The organism is Halomonas sp. KHS3 (assembly GCF_000830495.1).
GTDB lineage: Bacteria > Pseudomonadota > Gammaproteobacteria > Pseudomonadales > Halomonadaceae > Vreelandella > Vreelandella titanicae.
This window is the reverse complement of sequence record NZ_JWHY01000002.1, coordinates 331,097-351,139: the sequence shown is the minus strand read 5'-3', so window position 1 is coordinate 351,139 and position 20,043 is coordinate 331,097. Positions and strand designations below refer to the sequence as shown.

Below are 20,043 nucleotides of genomic sequence, written 5' to 3'. Positions count from 1 at the left end.
GGGATGCAAAATGAACAAACAAAAAACCAACAAGGTATATATACCTTCATTAGTTATTGCTTTTATCTTAGCATTATCTGGCGCCATCTTCTCAACCCAAATCAATGAAATAAGTGGTAAAATACTACTTATAGTCAGTAATCTATTTGGCTGGCTTTACCTATTATCTGTTTTTATTTTTTGTATCTTTTTATTCGTAATCGCTATTTCAAAATACGGCAAAATGACACTGGGAGGAAGTAAGTCAGTAGCACAATATAACATATTGACTTGGTTATGCATGCTCCTAGCTACTGGTTTTGGCGTAGGGCTAGTTTTTTATGGAGTGGCCGAACCAATATTTCATTATATACAACCACCATTTGACGATATGTCTCCTAAAACCACTGAGGCAGCTCGTCACGCCATGCAATATAGCTTTTTTAACTGGGGGATACATCAATGGGCGGCATCCGCTGTCGTAGGATTAATCATTGCATATTTTCAGTACAATCACGAAAAAAGGGGTCTTATTTCATCAACTCTAACCACATCAAACTCTAGATCAAATCATTTATACCTCTTGGACATAATTGCCATCTTAGTAACCATTGTAGGTATCGCCACATCATTAGGTCTTGGTGTTATTCAAATAAGTGGAGAAGCACAAAAGCTAACAGGATTAGCTGACAAGGATATGTGGAGCATAGTTACTCTAGGGGTAATATTTTTTTCTTATATGATTTCCACATACTCCGGCATAGATAGAGGCATAAAGTATTTATCTATTATATGCATGCTTTCTTGCATTACTTTAATGATATACATTTTAATTTCCGGCCCTACACTTTTCATTATTAACACTATTCTATTAGGGTTAGCTGACTATTTTCAAAACTTTATCGGAATGAGTTTGCGTACCTCTCCTTTTACAGAAAACAGTTGGGCAGGATCATGGACAATTTTTTACTGGGCTTGGACTATCGCATGGTCTCCTTTCGTCGGCACATTTATTGCCAGAATATCAAGGGGCAGGACAATTAGGGAGTTTGTATTTGGTGTTTTATTTATTCCTTTATTAGTCGCATGCCTTTGGATAGGCGTGATGGGTAGTTCAGCTCTGCACCTAGACTTTTACTCTGAAGCAGGCCTTTCTGAATTAGTGCTTATCGATTCTTCTGCTACTATTTTCGAAATGTACAATTCAATGCCACATCCAGCTATTTTATCTACAGCCACACTCCTACTGCTTTTTTTCTTTCTAGTCACATCAATAGACTCTGCCACTTATGTTGTTTCACAAATATCTGACAATGGTTCTCAATCTCCGGCTATTTATAAACGAATCACTTGGGGGATATTGATATCTATAACTTGCTGGATACTACTATCCTTTGGTGGTTTGCACGGCTTACAATCAGCATCTATTATTGCAGCCTTACCACTTACACTAATAATTCTATTAATGATTAGAAACTTTATAAAAAAATTAAAAGAAGACTATTAACCACCTATTCGAAAACCCTAGCTATAAACAACCTCTTATCTTACTACTTATAATTTTATTATCACGTTCTTCCATTGGCAACAGCTCCAATCGAACTAACCATTGGAGCTGTTGCCTTCCAACACACCTAGCACACTGGTCTCTTTTAAAAGCAGTCGCTGCTCGCGCATGTAGCCATGAGTAAATATCGTTCCATCTGCGCAAGTGAGAGATCATTTAAACACCATGGAGCCCCCGGCCATGTCTCCGCCAGCGTCTCTAGTTCCACATTCATGTAGATAAAGCGTGAACGGTGGGTGGTGCTGTTTGTGCGGTAGTGTCTTGACTGCACACAAATGCACCAATGCTCAGCAGTGGAAAAATCACCAGCGTCTCGGCTAAAAATTATTCAGCGTGCGCTTTCTTGGTGGGCATGAGGTTCAGCAGTCCCACCACAACCGAGCCCACCAAGAAGCCAATCACCGCAGAACACAGCGTATTGAAGCTCCAGCCCAGCGTGCCACCCAAGGCACCGGTTGCCTCGCTAATGCCTTGCTCAATATGGTGTACCCACTCATAGGGAGCGTTGAACCAACCCGTTCCATCGGCACCAAGATTGGCCATCAGGATATGCCCACCCACCCAGAGCATGGCGACGGTTCCCACGACCGAAATGGTCGCTAGCACCTTGGGCATGGCCGTCACCAGACCACGGCCCAGTGTCTGCATGCTCGAACTATCCCGCTGGGCGAGCTTCAGGCCGATATCATCCATCCTGATCAACAGCGCGACCACGCCATACACCAAAATAGTGATGACAAACGCGACCACCACCAGGCTAACCATCTGCGACCAGAACCCTTGATGGGACACTGTTGAAAGCGCGATCACCATGATTTCGGCGGACAGAATCAGGTCGGTACGAATGGCACCACTCACGATCTTTTTCTCGGCTTCCGGCCCCTTCTCTACCGCTGGTTTGTCGTCATCATGTTTGCCGGAGAGCTTGTGCCAGACCTTCTCAGCGCCCTCAAAGGCCAGGTAGGTGCCGCCCACCATCAGGATGATCGGCAATAGCGCGGGCAAAAAGTGATTCAGCAGCAGCGCCACCGGCAGGATAAAAAGCAGCTTGTTGCGAATCGACCCCAGCGCGATCTTCTTCACAATCGCCAGTTCCCGCTCCGCTGTTACCCCCTGCAAATATTGCGGCGTCACCGCTGTATCATCGACCACCACCCCGGCCGCCTTCGCCGTCGCACGCCCAGCGGCGGCACTCACATCGTCCAATGATGCTGCGGTCAACTTCGCCAATGCGGCAATGTCATCCAGTAATCCTATCAAGCCGCCTATGGCCATGAATGCTTCCTCCGTGAATAACAGTTGCAGATAGTAAAGCATACGGCGCGTTGGACGGGCCGCCTCATTTGCCTCATAGGGCAGCGCTAACAATTCCTCGCCAGTGTTTTTATCGCCAAAGCATGGGAGGCATTGCGCTAGCTAGTATCAGCAGCAGGTTTAATTGACTCTCATTTTGATCACTCATAGTGACGAAAAGACATTTTTTATAAACCTCCGCCGCCCATCTATGTACCCGAATGGCCTTATGCTCCTTGGGTCTGATACGCTAATAGAGCCAAAGGCACATTTCTGAAGAGCAAACGTATGGGTTCAAAAAAGTCAGACTATTAAGCCGCAACAACTTTCCTTTCTCGTTGTTGCGGCTGCCTGCTTAAACCACTTCCTCAAATGTAGGCCGCCGCCAAATAATCTTATTTGCGCGGAGACTTTATCGTGCCTATTAAAAATCCTCAGCTGTGGACTTACAGCCTGCCGATAGCACTGATGCTACTGGCTCCCTTTAATATTCTAGCGTCGCTGGGTATGGATATTTACCTGCCTATAGTGCCCGCGATGCCGAAAATTCTCGGAACGACGCCCGAGATCGTGCAGCTAACCCTTACCCTCTACATGATTATGCTTGGCGTAGGTCAAATCATCTTTGGGCCGCTTTCAGATCGTTTTGGTCGGCGCCCGATTCTGATTGGCGGGATATTAGTATTCGCTGTAACTTCATTGGCACTCGCGATGACCACTTCAGCTTGGCTTTTCGTTTTGCTACGACTGATGCAAGCAACCGGGGCAGCCGCAATGTTGGTAGCAGTCTTCGCAACAGTGCGCGACGTTTATGCGGATACTCCCGAGAGTGCGGTCATCTATAGCCTAATGAACGCGATGTTGGCTTTCGTTCCAGCCCTTGGGCCGATTGCCGGAGCCTTAATTGCGAGTTATCTCGGCTGGGGAGCCATATTTCTTGCCCTGTGTATCTCAGCACTCATAGCACTCCCCTTCGTATTACCGAAATGGCATGAGACACGACAAAGTAGGGAACACTCAAGCAGTGCTGACTTTGGTTTAGTGCTTAGGAGCCCTTACTTCTGGGTTTATACGCTGGCTTTCGGCACTGTGATGGGGTCTTTCTTCGTGTTTTTCTCCACGGCACCTCGGGTACTCATCGCGGGAGCTGGCTTATCTGAGCTGGGTTTTAGCGTTGCCTTTGCCACGGTAGCTGTCGTGATGATTGCCACAACGCGCTTCGCAAAGCGCTTCGTGGCCCGCTGGGAGATTGACGGCTGCGTGATTCGCGGCATGCTGATACTACTTTTCAGCGCGAGCTTGCTTGGGTTGGGCGAGATATTCCTGACACCCAGCTTCTGGTCTTTCGTGTTACCCATGTGGCTGGTTGCGGTCGGTATTGTGTTAACAACCTCCGTTACAACCAATGGTGCACTTCAGGAATTCAGTGCGATGGCAGGCACTGCCGTCGCACTGCACTTCTGCGTTCAGAGCTTGATCGTCGGCGTTATAGGTACCGGTGTAGTGATAGCTCTGGATGGTGGCACCGCTTGGCCACTTATTGCCTATACAGGCGGTATGGCAGCGATTACGTTGGCTGCGCTTATAGGACTAAGGCGGTATAAACAGCAGAAGTAGTTAACTCGATACTTTTTTCAGTGGCGATCCGGCCTATGCCTTTCCTCCGCCGATGGTTCAGTCGCTTGCTTGCCGCGTGGCCCAGATGCCGCCGACAAGCGCAGTGACCGTAAGCACTAGTGCGAACAGTGTGGCCCCCGATGCCAATCCCACCGCATCCATCAGATAGCCTGTCGCTACCGGCAGCAAGCCAGCCGGGATGTAGCCACCTATGTTGAGAACGGCGTTGGCTTGCGCGCGATGGCTGTCCGGTACATGCAGGCCGATTAGTGTCAAGCCGCCCAGTTGACCCAGCCCTTGACCGGCGCCTGCGAGCAGTGCGGACGCGACCAACGCCGGTACCAGCGAGGCATGGATGGCCAACACCAACCCAACCATCGACAGCACCGTCGCCGCTGCACTCGCGGCGAAGGTGCGGCGTATCGGCCAATGCTTTACTGCGAACTGCACGCCGGTGGCGGTCAGGAACATCGCGCATGCCATTCCACCAGCCAGCAGTGGACTGCGCACGTCCAGCAGATGTGACAGCAGCGAAGGCCCCAGCGCCAATACGAAAGACGTGGCGGTGATGCCGGGACCGAAGGTGACAATGCCACAGGCGACCTGGCGACGGTTGGCCTGCGGCACCGTGGGCAGACGCAGCCGTGCGGGGCCAGACGTGATCGGACGGCGTAGCGGCAACCACCACACGATGCCCAGTGCACTGAGCAGTACCAGTGCCTCGATACTGAAAATCGGAAGCACCGGCTGCGCCAGACTTTGTGCAAGCCCCCCAGACAGCAAAGGCCCAAGCCCAGCGCCCAGCACCATCGCAACCGAAGCCAAGAGCGCCGCCAGTCGCTTGTGTTCGGAGCCGCCCACATCAACCACCGCAGCCATGCCCGCCGATACGATCACGCCCACGGCGATCCCGGCCAAGAACCTGCCGATCGCCAGCATCATGATCGAGGTGGCTGAAGCGAACAGCAAACACGCCACCAAGGCCGCCAACAGCCCTGGGATAAGGACGAGCTTGCGCCCGTAGCGATCGGATAGCTGACCAGCGATCAGCAGCGTCCCCAGCAAACCCGCGATGTAGAGCGCAAAGATGACCGTCAGCACGCCTGACGAAAACCCAAGCTGCTGCTGCCAATGTACATACAGCGGCGTTGGCGAATTGGATAGCATGAAGACGGCCGTCACCACCCAGGCGGCGGCCCAGAGGTTAGTTGGTGCAGGTGTGGCTTTCATTGGGAAGCCCTCTCACCTTGCCGCACATAAGCGCGATACTTCAAAGCATTGACGGCCAGTTGCTGGTCATCGATATCGCCCACGCCATTGAGGAAGAATCCCGGCAGATAACGCATGCCCATGCGCAGGGCGGTGACCTCGAACGGGCTGGTCAGCTCGTCCATCTTCCGTCCATAGCGGCCATCCTTCCGGTAGTCCTCTGGCTTGGACCAGGTGGAAACCGCGATGCCTAGCTGCTTCCCCTTTAGTGCATCCGCACCGGGGCCGTAGGCCCAGCCGTGCTCGAGTACAACATCCAGCCACTTCTTCAACAGCGGCGGGCAGTTGTACCAATGGAAAGGAAACTGCAAGACGATGCGCCAATGTGATAACAGCTGTTGTTGTTCGGCCTGTACGTCGATCACCTCATTGGGATAGCAACCATACAAGTCATGCACCGCGATGCTCGGCTCCTGCCGCAATGCGGCAATCCACGCGGCATTGATACGCGACTGCGAAAGGTCGGGATGGGCAACGACTACCAGCGAGTTGGACATAACAGGCTCCTGTACGACATTTATCGAACTAAATCATAGTACGATAAAATACGTACAGCAACAAAACTTAGTACTGATATTGACCCACTGTCCCAGTTCGCTCTCGGAAGCACCGTCGCGACGCTTGCCGTACCTGCTCGCCATCAATGGGCAGCACTGCTGGCCATTGATGGCGGGAACACTGCCGAACCTCAATACGCTGCCACTGATGCTGATCGACAATCCGGTCGCCATTGACTGACCGTGAACCGATACAGCTTCACGCCCATGCCTCCGATACCGAAGCGCACTATCAAGACTCCGGGCACGAATGTGGGACAAACCTATTCGATAAATCTCGTATAGTTGCTACAATCAATCCATGAGCACTGTCAGAAAAACCGAATCGATTGCGGTTGGCGGCGAACCCGCCAACCTGCCCGCCCCATTGCCGGAGCCGGCTATTGCAGACCTGCGCCTTGAGGCCATTTTTGGCGCACTGTCCGATCCCCTGCGCCTGACCATCGTGCGCAAGCTGATGCTGGAAGCGCAGGAATATGATCATCCATGCGGCTGGTTCGGGTTCGACCGCCCCAAATCATCGCTAACCCACCACTTCAAGGCACTGCGCGAAGCGGGGGTGATCCGCCAGCGGCAGTATGGGCTGGAGCGACGCAGCCGACTACGCAACGAAGACCTCGAAGCGCGCTTTCCGGGACTGCTTGCTCTGGTTGCCAGTTGGCAGCCTCCATCTAGCAGTAAACATCAGTAGCCAATCCCGATATTCCAGTAGCTTATGCGCAGTGACGGCTCCAGTGACAGCAATGGGAGAATCTCTACCAGCAGTTGTACTCGGTCGGTATAGCGTTTATCCCAAGTGCTCATCCAAGTCCCTTGGTAGCGTGATTTGATAAATCGGGTGCAAATACCCACCAGGCACCAGAGCGCGTTTTCCACTTCCACCTTATCCAACGATAGGCGGCGCAACCATGCATGCTGGTAGCGATCCTCCAAGGCAAGAATTACGATGACAAAGGCTCGAATTATTTTTCGGCTTCTCTGCGCTAATGGGTATGAAAAGCTCTCCCCCGATAATAAGAGATTCTTCTACTAGAATTTTGAAGCTGAGAAACCATGTAGCCGTGCCGACCATACAACTAACAAGGTTCCTATGAGTAGGATAAGTAGTGCGGGGGGGAATGAAACAGCACCAAAATAATCCAACAATAGACCACCAACGATTCCGCCACCTGCGATAGCCAAGTTCCAGGCTGTAACTAACATGGACTGTGCAACGTCTGCCGCTTCACCAGCGGTTTTGGCGAGAGCTGTTTGAAACAAAGTCGCTGCTCCGCCGAATGAGAGCCCCCATGCACCGACTGCAACATACACTGCGATTGGCACATCACCAGCTACTCCAAGCACCAGCGCTGCCAATCCGAATAAAAAAGTACTGGCTAAAGTCAGTTTGCGAAGATACCGATCAATCAAAACACCGATGACCCAGATGCCGATCAGCGCAGAAATACCAAAGACAAGCAGAACCAGATCAGTTCGTTCGGCCAAATTAGCATTAGCCAAAAAAGGTGCGATATAAGTGTAAAGAATGTTATGCGCTAGCACGAAAACAAGGACTACGAACAATACAGGACGAATACCAGGCATAGTGAATACCTGTCTCAGCGTGAATCTTTTACCCGCAGACTGGCCTGCAAAATCAGGTACTTTTACACGAACCCAAACGATTAGTACTAGCGCCATAACGCTCATTATTCCGAAGCAAGCACGCCAACCTACCAGCGTCCCGAGAAACGTGCCCGCCGGGACACCTAAAGATAGGGCCAATGGTGTGCCCACCATTGCAATCGCGATGGCACGCCCTTTTAGATGTTCAGGAACCATTCGAGCGGCATAGCCTGCCAAGAGCGCCCACAACAGCCCTGCCGCTACGCCAGCAAGGAAGCGGGCAACCATGGTCAAGATGTAACTCGTTGAGATTGTCGTGACCGTATTGGCGATAGCAAAACCTACGATAGCGGCCAGCAGTAAGGGACGGCGCCGAACCCCCTGGGTAGCAGCCACCAACGGAATGGCAGCAACAAGGGAGCCGATGGCATAGATGGTAACAAGCTGGCCAGCAAGTGAGTCTGAAACCCCCAGCCCCGCTCCGATCTGGGGCAACAAACCAGCTGGCAAAGCCTCAGTTAATATTGTAACAAACCCCGCTAATGCAAGTGCTAGCAATGCCGTAATCGGAAGACGATCCGATTGAGCTGTTTTACTGCACTCCATATTTAAGTTGCTTGTTTCTGATGTGCTCATAATCATTGAACCCGTTAAAAGCGAAGGTATCTTGCTATTAATTAGCGTTTACCTTTCGCATGTGAGAGTAGATGATTACTTTAAGTATATTGAAAAAAGAGGACAATAAAGCTAGAGTTCAAAACATATCGGACAAAAATTCCTTAATGGTGAAATATGGACGCTCTAAGTGGAATTGACTACTTCGTACAAGCGGCAGAGACCCGAAGCTTTTCAGAGGCTGGACGCAATCTTGGTGTATCTTCATCTGCGGTTGGCAAAAGCGTAGCTCGATTAGAAGCCCGTTTGGGAGTCCGTTTGCTTCATCGAAGTACCCGCAGCATCACACTGACGGCAGAGGGAAGACTATTTCTTGAGCGATGCCGTCGTATATTGTGTGAAGTCGAAGCAGCAGAACTCGAGTTATCAGAGATCCATAAGGAACCCAAAGGTAAACTTCATGTAAGTCTACCGCTGGTGGGCAGTTTGGTCATGCCAGTGCTTACTTCATTTATGCATCAATACCCGTTAATTGAGTTAGATGTCGACTTTTCGGATCGAATGGTGGATGTCGTTGAAGAAGGGTTCGATGCTGTTATCCGCACCGGTGAGCCAACAGACTCAAGACTAATGTCTAGATCTCTTGGAACATATCGCTTGTTGCTTGTCGCTTCACCGGACTACATATCCAAGTATGGTAAGCCTGAGACCCCTGCCGAGCTGAGCGATCATGCTTGCTTGCAGCATAAATTTCCCAGCACAGGTAAATACGAATCTTGGCCGTTGATTCGAACTAATACAGAATCAGAATCCATGATACATGCAGCTATGGTATGCAATACTTCTGAAGCGCTGCTTGATGTGGCAATATCTGGTTTAGGAATCGCCTGCTTACCTGACTTTATGGTGCGAGAAACCATAAACGGGGGTGAACTAACTACCTTATTGGACGACTATATTGAGCATCAAGGAGCGTTTCGTATGTTGTGGCCTACCAGCAAATATATGGCCCCTAAACTACGTGTATTCATTGACTTTATGGCTGAAGAGCTATTCAAATATTAACAAAAACCGGCCTTCCCTTAAAATGCTATAAAAAAACAATATTGCATTTACTCTTTTAACATCTGATAGCAGCATTCGCGTCTAACAAAGTCAATACGATTACTACTCAGATTCATTAGCTCAAACCATTTTTCGCTTTGCCCAAGCCATTGTTCAATATCTGGTTGTGTCGGCTGTCCTAAATCAGAGCTATAGAGTGCTCTTGGCACACTTTTAAGCACCATTAAAAAATCTTCCCATACCTGGTAGCCAAGCAAATAAGTCAAGGCTGTTTGCTCAGTATAGACCATCGGTGCTTGCGATAGCTTAAGTAGTGCTTCAGCATCGAAACCTGTCAATGGATTCGCGGGCTGATTAAGCATAAGCTTAGGAACTCCATAACGTACTGCTGCTTCAATTAGCATATGAATTTCCTCGGCATTGGCGTGCCCAGTCGACACAACAATAGGATAGTCACGCGACATTCGCAGAATATCAATTGTTTGCTTCGTCAACTTTCCCTCTCGACTGACGGTTAACGGTTGAATTGGATGGCTTTTGAGTATCGAGTGGGCTGTTTGGCGCTTCAGTTTGGATTGGTGATTGCGCCCAGTAACAGTTGGCAAATGTACAAGTAACCGGGCTTCACTTTCTCCATGGTGAATTAAAGAGCGTTGCACGACTCGATAGTCAATCCCCCCAGCAATTTCGTTGAGTACAACCGAGCCCGAAACAGGAAAACCCGCTTGACGAGCTTCCCATGCTTGGGCAGCAGTGCAGCCAAGATGGTTTTTGAGTACAACCCAACCATTAACTTTTGCGTATTGCCTACCTGTTTCCATAACATTATGGCGGCGAATGAATGCGTCAGGCCCAGCATGGTAATGAACATCTATGAACTCACAATCGCTTAAACTTGCTGAAGCTTTCATTTCAGTTCTCCAAGAGTAAGGCCTAAATGATTATTTACAGCCGAAATGACCATTTGTGGAGCGTCTATCAGCGGACGCATTCCGCCATTTGGGATTTCCAAAAGGTATTGGTTCTTGTGTTCATTTATCTGTATATTAACCTTACGAACTAGCTGCGAAACTTCCCCATATATGCTCAGCAGCGGGGCTGAATAAGCATCGAGTGCGCCCTTTAAATCTAGATTACAAAGCAGGCGGAATCCTCTATGCAAGCGTTCAGCCTGCAGCTTAACTGTTTGGTCCTCAATGAACAGTGGAGGGGGCGCAACAATCTGATTCGCTGGCTGCACCAGCCTGTCGAGTAATTGTAATGCTTCAAGTAGATCTCCTTTAGCAGCAAGATCTGCCAAGTGCCCCAGCCGAGTATTTAGAACATCGTCAGCCCTCGCAGGTGACGAGATTAGCAATGCCATTGCAACTTGTGGCCTCAAGGACTTGTTAAGCAAAGACTGTACTACTGCACCTCCAAGCGCTACACCAGCCAACAGATCAATACTCCCTAAAGGCAATAATACTTTTTGCCATCTATCGGAGAATTGGTCGAGTGACTCATTCTCTTGAGGGAGCAGTGATAGCGTGTCGAACGTAATGACGCTGAAACCGGCCTGTACCAAAAGATTAATCATCGGCTGGAAGAACAACCCTTGATCCCAAGTTGGCATCACTGGTGCCATAACAACAGCTGTTCGAGTTCCAGAACCATATATATGACTTATGGCATGCATTTCATTCATTTTCTTAACTCCAGTAGCTGTTAAGTAGTTTCTGGAGATGAATGAAGTCGGTGGACTTGGCGGATAACGCGCAAGGTGTCACTTACGATATGTTCGACCAATTGGGCGGCTGGACGCACATCTTCGATCATGTCAAGCACTTCGCCTGCCCAGATCACTCGGCTATTAAGGTCATCTTCTTCTACCGCCTTTTCGTAGCTCTCACGAACAAAATCGGGTGCTTGGAGTAATTCCTGATCACGACCCATCCAAGTTTCGGAGAAATGGTTGGCAATAGCACGTCCGCTGTACTCAGCAGGCCATTCAATTCCACGAACGAGGTCGAAGATTCGTGTACGAACAGTGTTAGCTGTGGCGGAACGAACTAGACGCTGCTTATATGCTGCAGAAGGCAATGCTTCTTCAGATGCCAAAAAGCGAGTCCCTAGCATTGCTCCATCAGCACCCAGCGTTATTGCGGCAGCCATTCCCCTACCGTCGGCGATGCCACCCGCCGCAATCAATGGGTAAGTTTCACCGACCATATCGCGTACGGCTGGCAGCAAGGGCATCAAGCCACGGCGATAGCTATGCCCCCCAGCTTCGGCACCTTGTACAATCAGCGCGTCAGCTCCAGCATCAATAGCTGCCTTGGCTTGATCCAGTTCATGGATTTGTACAATCACTTTCGCCCCGCTTTCATGAATCAGGGGTACAAAAGGCCGAGCGTCCCCGAAGGATAAAGCTATTACACTTGGCTCATATGTTAGAGCCAGATCTAGTAACCCCATATTTTTGGCTACAGTAAACATAACCAGTCCTACACCCCATGGCTCACTGATTTTGCGCATAGGCTCGAGCTCTGTGCGCATCCACTGCTCATCGCCATAGCTGGCTCCGACAAGTCCCAAACCACCTGCTTGTGATACCGCACTGGCAAGTTTTGCCCCCGATGCCCCACCCATGGGAGCGAGAATCAGCGGATGACGGAGATTGAGGAGATCGGTGATGTTGGTATGGATAGTCTTCATATATAGTTGCTCCAGTCTTTACTGGTCAGACGGGGACGCCGATCTGTCCACCACTAAAAGGCTCCTCAGTTTTGAACCGTAACCGAGTTGAATGCCTGGGGAATAAAATCCGTTACGTTATAGAGATGAAATTCCCATGTTCCAGTTTCCTTGAGCCTGGAATAACGCGACAAGAACTCAGAGTCTTCAAATAATGATTCAAACTCTTCTCTGCTACTCCACTGCGCTTGATTGATAACGGTCTGACCATCAATACTTTTAAACAAGCGACTCCATTTAAAACAAGGATAAGTGCGAGCGACATACTCCACGGCAGAACGCAGTATTTCCAACGCAGCATCTTGCTTTCCTGGCTCAATATGAACCACATTCACCAGAAAAATATCGTTTATCTCATCAGAGTGAGGAGTCAGAAATGGCTTTTTTTCAGAAGTCATTGTGCTTTTCCTAAAGTGAAGTAATTAAAAGGATCATTGCGGTATTTGTTTGGAGCTAGCGGGTTGTCCGTTTTCCCACAACAACGGACTGACTTTCTCTAAGAACTGCACCGATTGAACTCGCCCAATAATCAAATCATGACTACCGTAGCTTGTGAGTTTGTCCAGAATGCAGATTAGGTTCGACTGAGCTCCCTGAAGAAGCGGCAGGCCATCGACGTCCTTCCATTGCCCATACTCAAAGCGAGCACTACCCTTAACTCGTCCTGCAAAGATTGGTATCAGATCGGCTTGAGTAGTACTCAGTAAATTTACACTGAAGCGCCGTTGTTGTAGCAAAGGGGCATGCAAGCTAGCTGAGCGGTTAACGCAGATAAGCAATGCAGGTGGTGCTGTGCTGACCGATATTACCGCCGTGGCAACCATTCCTGCTGAAACATTCCCCTCACTAGTTGCTATGATTGCAACACTAGAGGTCAGCCTGCGCATTGCACCTTTGAACTGATCGGATAGTTCGGCAGATTTGCTATCTGAAGAATTATCTATTGCTGGTTTTTTTTCGGTATTCGTGGAGGTCGAGGCTTGGATATTCATACAAGCTCCTCCGTTTTTACTAATTGAGGGGTGTACGCAGCGCGTTGACCAGCATTCTCCATCAGTGGCAACACTTCCTTGATGAATCGATCTAATCCGTTGCGGTAATCCAGCCAAGCTAGATTTATGCCGTCCACTCCAAGCTCTGACCAGCGCTGCATCTGTTCTACGATCATCTCGGAGGTTCCAACAAGAGGAACTCCTGCAAATCCAGCCTTGAAGTGGAAGCGGAACCGCTCAGCGTCGGCAGTATCCTTGAAAATGCCACTTTGAATGCCAATTTCACGCGTGACGTTATCCAGCGCAGAATCATCACCATGCTGATTCACGTAGTAGTCGAGCTTTTTATGGGCATCCTCAAGGGTATTCTCATGCACCACGTAAGCGTAAATCCATATCTGTAGTTCTCGACCAAATTCCAATCGAGCTTGATCACGGTAAGAATTAATTTGCGAACGAATTACCTCATCATCGTCTTCGTGTTTGAGGATCAAAAAAGCTGCATCACAATTTTGGGTACAGAAGCGGCGACCTCTTGTTGAACCACCTGCATTCATCAGGAAAGGGCGATTGATAGGCTTGGGCTGCGAGTAACCCTGTACGATATTGAAGAACTCACCATTAAAGTCGAAATAGGATGATTCCTGCCACGCGGATTGAGCAATGTGTAGCCATTCATCCGCGTGATCATAACGACGGTCATGATCAAGTTGGCTCTCGCCGAACATACCCATTTCTTTACCGAACCAACCACAGATAATGTTGAGGCCAAACCGACCTCCGCTAATGTGATCTATAGTCGCTGCTTGCTTCGCAGCAAAAAGGGGGTGAACGGTAGATAGATGAGAAGTAGTGAATAGAGCGATCTGATCGGTCGCCGATGCCAAACCCGCAGCCCACGTGTAGGTTTCAAAAGACTCACCCATAGGGTTGCTTTTGCCATCCCAGCCCCGCCAGCGGCCAACAGGAAGCAACATCTCCAAACCAGCACGATCAGCCATAGTGGCAATGGCTAGGTTGTTATGCCAGTCTGCGGCTTGATGGCGTTCAGGTACACTTGTTAGGGTACATCCCCCTTCGATATTGAATCCAAAAACTCCAAGCTTGATCCGGTTTTTGCTCTCGCGGACGGGGTTGGGTTTATGAGAAAAAACTTCTCTAGTTGTCATGCTGAATCTCCTTGCCTCAATGATATGAATAGCGGTTCAGGACTCGGCTAGCTTCTCCTGAGTTGAAAGCCAAGGCTGATCGTAGCGGTGAAGTTCACGAGCCTCCTCAAGCGAGGCCCCCCGGTTGATACTGTCAATTATTTTGTGCTCAGTTTGTTCAACGGCCTGAGCACGCTGGATCACTTGCTCAGCTCTGTCTCGTGGTATGACTAAACAGCCGCTGCTATCGCATACCACCAAATCACCAGGAGAGACCGTGACTCCTGAAATTTCTATGGGTATTTGTGTGGCTTTGAGCTGAACCCGGTTTTTGGCGGACTGCATGAAGCGAGTGCGGCTGAATAGGGGGTAGTTGAGACGCTGAACTGTATCAATGTCGCGTGCTGCACCATCAATCAGCGTGCCTCGGATCTTCTTGCTGATAGCGACATAAGTGAGAATATCTCCCCAGGTTGTGCAGTCGGCACGCTCGGGGTTGCTAGAAACAATGACTGAATTGGCGGGAACGTCATCAATATAGTTGGCGGCGTTCTTAAATCCCCTCTGCTCGTACACGGGTTCATACAAGACTGTGTAGGCAAAGCCAGCACATCGCGTACCTGACACTTGCTGATTGAGCCCAGCAATCCCGCCCGCGATGTTCAAACTGTCCAGCGCGTCAGAAAGCGAGGCAGTGTCCAATTTTTGGCAAGATTCTAAGAGGATGCTGTCGCTAGCTGGATAATTATTTGCAATGCTCATGAGGTTTCTCCTGTGAGAACTACGCGATAACCTTCACTTAAAGCAGACGCTCAGCGTGCGCCACAGTCTGGCTCACTATGGCCGATGCCATTTCAGAAGTACTGGCGGTACCGTTGAGATCGGATGTTCGGCTTTCGCTTCGGGCGACGTGTGTCACTGCACGTCGAACTGCATCGGCTGAGGAGTGATGGCCTAAGTGCTCCAACAGCAGAGCAACTGTCAGAAACATGGCGCAAGGATTGACACGATTTTGTCCCGTGTATTTCGGCGCGCTACCATGAACGGGTTCAAAATAGGCGCCTTGAGCACCAATATTCGCGCTTGGTGCTAAACCTAAGCCGCCCATTACACCCGCACCCAAATCGGAAAGAATATCGCCAAACATATTCTCGGCGACAATGACCCCAAAGCGTTCTGGCCGACGAACCATCCACAATGCGACAGCATCAACGTTTTCAATTTGGGCACTAATATCTGGGAAGTCCGCAGCAACTGTTTCGAGAAGATCCCGTGCAAATGCGCCACTGTGACGGAGCACGTTGGGTTTATCGGCAAGCGTTACTCGCTTGAAGCCCTGACGCTGCGCATAATCGAATGCAAACCGGAATAAACGTGTTAGGCCAGCGCTTGTCTGCAAACGAACACTCATCGATGCGTCTTTAGAGCCTTGGCGTTTCCATACCGCACCATTTTGCTCATGCCGGGCTAGTACTGGCTCAAACTCAGCCGGTATTGAATCAAAATCAAGCCCTGCGTAAAGACCTTCAGTGTTCTCGCGAATCACCGTGAACTGATAACGCTTGTCCCCCAAAATATCTGTGATAGGTCGGACATTTGCGAATAATTCAAGCTTTTGACGAAGTTGTATTACAGGAGAAACGTATGATAAACGGGAGCCTCGTAAACTGAATCGCAACTCTTCCTCAGCTTCACGCAAAGGCTTGCTGGTGACAGCTCCCAATAGGGTTGCATCACAACTGGAGATTATTTCCCAAGTTTGTGCAGGAACTGGATCGCCATATTTTCGCCAGCAATCCCAACCAATCTGGCCGAACTTTAAATCAATGGGTAAACGCAGAGCTTCAAAAATTGGCAACACTGCTTCAGTTACTTCAATACCCACGCCATCACCAGGTAATACGCAAATTTGTTGACGACTATTCATGACAGCCCCTCTGCGCAGCAGAAGAAATGGGCGCTATGTGAGCAACACTTTTTGAAACCCTCTCTTGTTTGCGTTTACTTTGGTCATGTATGGCCTGAAGAGCGTGGAAGACCGACGGCATTTCATTCTCTATCATGAACTCATCTATTTTTTGCTGGATATCAAAAGACAAGTTATAGGATCCCATCATGACATCCGGTAAAGGTGCGGGTAGACTACTCGACGGCACGCTTTCGGCGGTTAGTTGAGAAAGTTGCAATGCGCTGATCATGTCATAGTCATTATCAATGCCTATACGATGAAGATAAGCAATAAGCATGCTCAGATGCAGATTTCCTGCGCCTTTACCCATGCCGCAAATCGAAGTATCAATATATTTGGCTCCGGCTTCGATTGCTGATATTGAGTTTGAAAGTGCAAGCGATAGGTTGTTATGGGCATGAAAGCCTAAAGGAATAAGCACTCGGTTAGAAATGCGGCTAATTAATCGGTATACGTCGGTCGGTATCATGTTGCCATTGGAATCTGCAAATACCAGGAAGTCAGCACCAGCGGCCTCGGCGCGCAAACACATACTGGAGATGTCACTAGGATTTAAAGTTGTAATATGTGTAATATTAGCACTAACTTCAAAACCGAAAGACTTTGCGAGCGCTATAGTAGCCAAGCCTTCGTCAGTATGATTTCTGTGCAAACAAACTCTGATTAAAGATACACCCTGTTCTCGTAAAACTTCAAAATCAGAAGCATCGACATTATGAGGATGAACCATGACACACAAGCCGATACGCTCTGCTGCTGCATCTCGTAGAGCACTGATATAATCCGCTGCAACAGAGCTGGTTAGGCCATGTTCTTGCTTTCTTCTAAATGAGCCATTTCGATAACCAATTTCACAATACTGAACCCCAGTTTTTGCAAGCTGTGCTATGGCTGTTTGGGCATATTCAGTAGTGAAGTTAAAATTATTTCTATAGCCACCATCTCTTAAGGTAACATCAACAATTTTTATCTGGTTCATTGCACACCCCCTTAGTCTTTAAAATATCAAATGAGTAGCTTTAACATATGATGCTATAGCTGCATCTCTTGAGATTCACAATAGAACAATGTTCAGCAGCTAAAAAGGGGCTATTCTTCCTATGACTAGTGCCTATTTGTCCGTAATTCAAAAAAACCAAACACAGTGCAAACAACATTTCTTTACTAATCGGATTACATTGCAATGTAATAACATTAGAAAATGCTTTTAAAACTTCATCAACTAATGCCAAACAACATTGTTTTTATTAATAATATCTAATATCAACGAAAATTGAACGCATCAACACAGTATCTATCAAACGCCATATTAATTCACAAATCTCTACAAAGAATGGATAATACATAGCTTAACCAGCTTCAAATATGAAAGCGGCACTTTAAATTATTAAGGGTTGGTAGCTTTCCAAACTTGCGCGTGCGGGCTACTACCTGTTCTATAACGAGTCTCCGACTACACCATTTTGCCCCGTACCATCCATTAGTTAAGCGGAGCTTCTGCAGCAACGTGTACTTGATATGCCCCCCCACCTGAAGCCCACTAACTTTGACTTGATGTCCGGACGTGCGGCTGGGAGTGGGCTAGTTTCGTTATTTTTGGCTTGTGCAATGCGCAGTCTGGCATAGGCGAGACATTCGATACGTTCGATGACGCATTGAGCATTCTTGGCAGTAGCTCAACCGGTTATCTCCCCCGCTATGTATATGTGGTCGCCATTGAGAACGAACCCTATGCACTTGAATTAAAGAAAAGGCTACGGGAGCACTACTCAAGCAGGGGTGGCGTCGGCTCATAAAGGAACCGGGCAAGCATTATTAGAGCGACTCAAGCAGAGGCTGTTAGGCAACTGTAGGAAAATGCCGCAGCGGTGGGCCAGCAACTCAAAATCATGAAGCCAACCAGTTACTCCCCACAAAAAAGACTAATGGCTTCGGATTTCTGAAAGATAATGAATAAAGCGCTCCTTGCCCGTCCCATGTTTCGAAGCCCTATACCACCAAGCGCAAGCAGGATGGGGCACCCCTCTTGACTCAACTTCAAGGTGCTTTGTCAAGTGTCTTTTCGCTTTCGAGGAAACGAAAATCACGCAATCCGGCTCAATGATATCGACCACACCATTGAGTGTTTGTGTAGCAACCTCAAGATCTTCCCGTTGGACGTTGAGGCTTTTTCCTTCAATAGCTGGCCGTTGGAAGCCATTCATGAACGCGACGTATCTGAACAGGTTGCCGCCTCCCAAATACCCCACTTCACTCAGGGCTCGATTCAAGCGCCGGTAGATCTCGTGCCCCCTAGCGCTCCACTTGCCGTCTTTTTTATCGATGATTTGGCGAGTGTGTATCCAACCTGGTTCATCTTCAGTTCCAAAATTCTTTTCAGAACCCGCATACCAGCATTGTGCATCAAGGTGAAGCGATCTTCCCTCTGGCAGGTAATGGCTTTCAGCGACCAATAGGATTTTTGGGTCATACTGGCCATAAAGGCGCCCGATGAAAGGACGCATACGCGGGTAGGCTTGATAATGTCGCAATTGATCGAAAGCGTCATCGAACTCTTGCAAGTAGTGATGAATTTCAGACATATAAACTTACTCTGAGCTTAGAGAACCACTCGGCCAACACGAGGCAATTCTGTGATTTTCGTGACAGACGAAAATATCGTAACGCCTATAATCATTTTTTCAGTTTTTCCAATCTCGCTTCTTGAATAGCCTTCAGTGTTTTACCGCTCGCATCTTTCCAGGCAATCCGCCCGTTTGAAGCGCCACCGACCAACACACCCGCCGCGGTTGATGGCGACGAAAAACGAAAATCTTGGGTGAAGACCAGCTTTCCATCTAGCGGCGCCAATACGCCCCGCTCTTGCAGAAGCTGGCGCTGCTCGCGCATGTAATCGTGAATAGAAACCGTCTCTTCGGCGCGAGCCTGGGAGCCTTTTAACACCACAAAGCCATCGGCTACTTCTCTACCGGTGCCTTCAGCTCCACGCTCATTTAGATAAAGCGCTAACGACGGCTCAGCCTTTTCTGTTTGCGTGGTAGCGGCCTGATTGCTGGCAGATTCAAACGCATCAATGCCTAGCAGAGGAAAAATCACCAGCATCTCGGCTAAAAACCACTCGGCATCGGCACGGTCGGCTTCAGAAAGCGGAGGCGGCGCGGGGAAAGTTCCGTTATCCAGCGCCCACTGATTAGCGGTCTTCGCAAGAGCCAGTAAACTTGCTTCCAGGTAACGCACGTTAGCTTTGTTCAAGCCTTCGTTGGTGCTAGTGAAGGCTACCATCCGCGTCCAAAACTCCTTACCCGACACATGCTGCTTAATACGTTCCCCTAGAGCATCTGCTTCGCCTACGTACAACTTGGCCGCACCATCTTCTGTTTGCCCAGTGAGCACATACACGCCCGGCTGCGCCATTTCGCTTCTAGCCAGCGCACGCTCAAGCTGTGAGCGGTTAGCCACCACCGCCCTGCCCGTCCAGTTGGATTTCTCCACAATTCGCAAACCTTCAGGAGTGCCATCAGCAAGGAAGATACGAATGGACGTTGGGCGAGGTTGAACAGACATCAGGCCAATGTTCCTTTAAAGTAGTTACTTTCAAAATCATACGATGCCTAAGCCTAGCGCACCATAGAAC

General features: G+C 49.0%; 20 protein-coding genes. 5 read left to right on the top strand and 15 right to left on the bottom strand.

Annotated elements, in window-relative coordinates; translation table 11 throughout:
• Positions 1–10 precede the first annotated feature (10 nt).
• Entirely contained in the window at positions 11–1,486 is a 1,476-nt protein-coding gene (locus RO22_RS03885; RefSeq protein WP_052475510.1) for a BCCT family transporter, read from the top strand.
• A 384-nt stretch (positions 1,487–1,870) separates the two neighbouring features.
• Here the strand turns inward: RO22_RS03885 and RO22_RS03880 are convergent, their stop codons facing one another.
• Complete coding sequence (locus tag RO22_RS03880) at positions 1,871–2,821, bottom strand: DUF808 domain-containing protein (protein WP_041158088.1); 951 nt, start codon at positions 2,819–2,821, stop codon at positions 1,871–1,873.
• A 441-nt stretch (positions 2,822–3,262) separates the two neighbouring features.
• Between RO22_RS03880 and cml the strand changes: the two genes are divergently transcribed.
• Positions 3,263–4,456 carry a CmlA/FloR family chloramphenicol efflux MFS transporter gene (cml, locus tag RO22_RS03875; protein ID WP_268747795.1) on the top strand — a complete coding sequence of 398 codons (1,194 nt, stop codon included), beginning with the start codon at positions 3,263–3,265 and terminating at the stop codon, positions 4,454–4,456.
• A 57-nt stretch (positions 4,457–4,513) separates the two neighbouring features.
• Here cml and RO22_RS03870 read toward each other — a convergent pair whose 3' ends face one another.
• A complete protein-coding gene (locus RO22_RS03870) occupies positions 4,514–5,686 on the bottom strand; it encodes an MFS transporter (protein WP_041157664.1) in 1,173 nt (390 codons plus the stop codon).
• Positions 5,683–6,222: an NAD(P)H-dependent oxidoreductase gene (locus tag RO22_RS03865; RefSeq protein ID WP_041157663.1), complete on the bottom strand. Its 540-nt coding sequence runs from the start codon at positions 6,220–6,222 to the stop codon at positions 5,683–5,685. The genes RO22_RS03870 and RO22_RS03865 overlap by 4 nt, the downstream gene beginning before the upstream one ends.
• A gap of 79 nt (positions 6,223–6,301) precedes the next feature.
• Between RO22_RS03865 and RO22_RS24615 the strand changes: the two genes are divergently transcribed.
• Both RO22_RS24615 and RO22_RS03860 read left to right on the top strand, forming a co-directional pair.
• Complete coding sequence (locus RO22_RS24615) at positions 6,302–6,463, top strand: hypothetical protein (RefSeq protein WP_161793649.1); 162 nt, start codon at positions 6,302–6,304, stop codon at positions 6,461–6,463.
• A gap of 120 nt (positions 6,464–6,583) precedes the next feature.
• On the top strand, positions 6,584–6,973 hold the full coding sequence (locus tag RO22_RS03860; RefSeq protein ID WP_052475502.1) for an ArsR/SmtB family transcription factor: 390 nt from the start codon (positions 6,584–6,586) through the stop codon (positions 6,971–6,973).
• A 338-nt stretch (positions 6,974–7,311) separates the two neighbouring features.
• On the opposite strand, the gene RO22_RS03850 is transcribed toward RO22_RS03860, so the two are convergent.
• The gene (locus RO22_RS03850; RefSeq protein ID WP_235270466.1) at positions 7,312–8,529 is read right to left on the bottom strand and encodes an MFS transporter; all 1,218 of its coding nucleotides are present in this window, start codon (positions 8,527–8,529) and stop codon (positions 7,312–7,314) included.
• Positions 8,530–8,679: 150 nt separating this feature from the next.
• Here RO22_RS03850 and RO22_RS03845 point away from each other — a divergent pair, with 150 nt between their 5' ends.
• Positions 8,680–9,567, top strand: a complete 888-nt coding sequence (locus RO22_RS03845; protein WP_041157660.1) for a LysR family transcriptional regulator — start codon at positions 8,680–8,682, stop codon at positions 9,565–9,567.
• Between the two features lie 47 nt (positions 9,568–9,614).
• Here the strand turns inward: RO22_RS03845 and RO22_RS03840 are convergent, their stop codons facing one another.
• From RO22_RS03840 to RO22_RS03790, 11 genes are all read right to left on the bottom strand, one after another.
• Positions 9,615–10,478: a DUF6282 family protein gene (locus RO22_RS03840; protein ID WP_041157659.1), complete on the bottom strand. Its 864-nt coding sequence runs from the start codon at positions 10,476–10,478 to the stop codon at positions 9,615–9,617.
• Positions 10,475–11,251: an alpha/beta fold hydrolase gene (locus RO22_RS03835; RefSeq protein WP_041157658.1), complete on the bottom strand. Its 777-nt coding sequence runs from the start codon at positions 11,249–11,251 to the stop codon at positions 10,475–10,477. Before RO22_RS03835 ends, RO22_RS03840 begins: the two co-directional genes overlap by 4 nt.
• Positions 11,252–11,271: 20 nt before the next feature.
• Positions 11,272–12,261, bottom strand: a complete 990-nt coding sequence (locus RO22_RS03830) for an NAD(P)H-dependent flavin oxidoreductase (protein WP_041157657.1) — start codon at positions 12,259–12,261, stop codon at positions 11,272–11,274.
• Between the two features lie 65 nt (positions 12,262–12,326).
• Positions 12,327–12,698: an antibiotic biosynthesis monooxygenase family protein gene (locus RO22_RS03825; RefSeq protein ID WP_041157656.1), complete on the bottom strand. Its 372-nt coding sequence runs from the start codon at positions 12,696–12,698 to the stop codon at positions 12,327–12,329.
• A 33-nt stretch (positions 12,699–12,731) separates the two neighbouring features.
• Positions 12,732–13,292, bottom strand: a complete 561-nt coding sequence (locus RO22_RS03820; RefSeq protein WP_084625236.1) for a flavin reductase family protein — start codon at positions 13,290–13,292, stop codon at positions 12,732–12,734.
• On the bottom strand, positions 13,289–14,461 hold the full coding sequence (locus RO22_RS03815) for an LLM class flavin-dependent oxidoreductase (RefSeq protein WP_041157655.1): 1,173 nt from the start codon (positions 14,459–14,461) through the stop codon (positions 13,289–13,291). Before RO22_RS03815 ends, RO22_RS03820 begins: the two co-directional genes overlap by 4 nt.
• Before the next feature lie 36 nt (positions 14,462–14,497).
• Positions 14,498–15,202 (bottom strand): RraA family protein, encoded by a 705-nt coding sequence (locus RO22_RS03810; protein ID WP_041157654.1) that lies wholly within the window; start codon positions 15,200–15,202, stop codon positions 14,498–14,500.
• A gap of 37 nt (positions 15,203–15,239) precedes the next feature.
• Positions 15,240–16,367 (bottom strand): isocitrate/isopropylmalate dehydrogenase family protein, encoded by a 1,128-nt coding sequence (locus tag RO22_RS03805; protein ID WP_041157653.1) that lies wholly within the window; start codon positions 16,365–16,367, stop codon positions 15,240–15,242.
• The gene (locus tag RO22_RS03800; protein WP_041157652.1) at positions 16,360–17,388 is read right to left on the bottom strand and encodes an aldolase catalytic domain-containing protein; all 1,029 of its coding nucleotides are present in this window, start codon (positions 17,386–17,388) and stop codon (positions 16,360–16,362) included. The genes RO22_RS03805 and RO22_RS03800 overlap by 8 nt, the downstream gene beginning before the upstream one ends.
• A 943-nt stretch (positions 17,389–18,331) precedes the next feature.
• A complete protein-coding gene (locus RO22_RS03795) occupies positions 18,332–18,991 on the bottom strand; it encodes a hypothetical protein (protein ID WP_041157651.1) in 660 nt (219 codons plus the stop codon).
• Between the two features lie 91 nt (positions 18,992–19,082).
• Positions 19,083–19,973 (bottom strand): GIY-YIG nuclease family protein, encoded by an 891-nt coding sequence (locus RO22_RS03790; RefSeq protein ID WP_041157650.1) that lies wholly within the window; start codon positions 19,971–19,973, stop codon positions 19,083–19,085.
• Positions 19,974–20,043 lie beyond the last annotated feature (70 nt).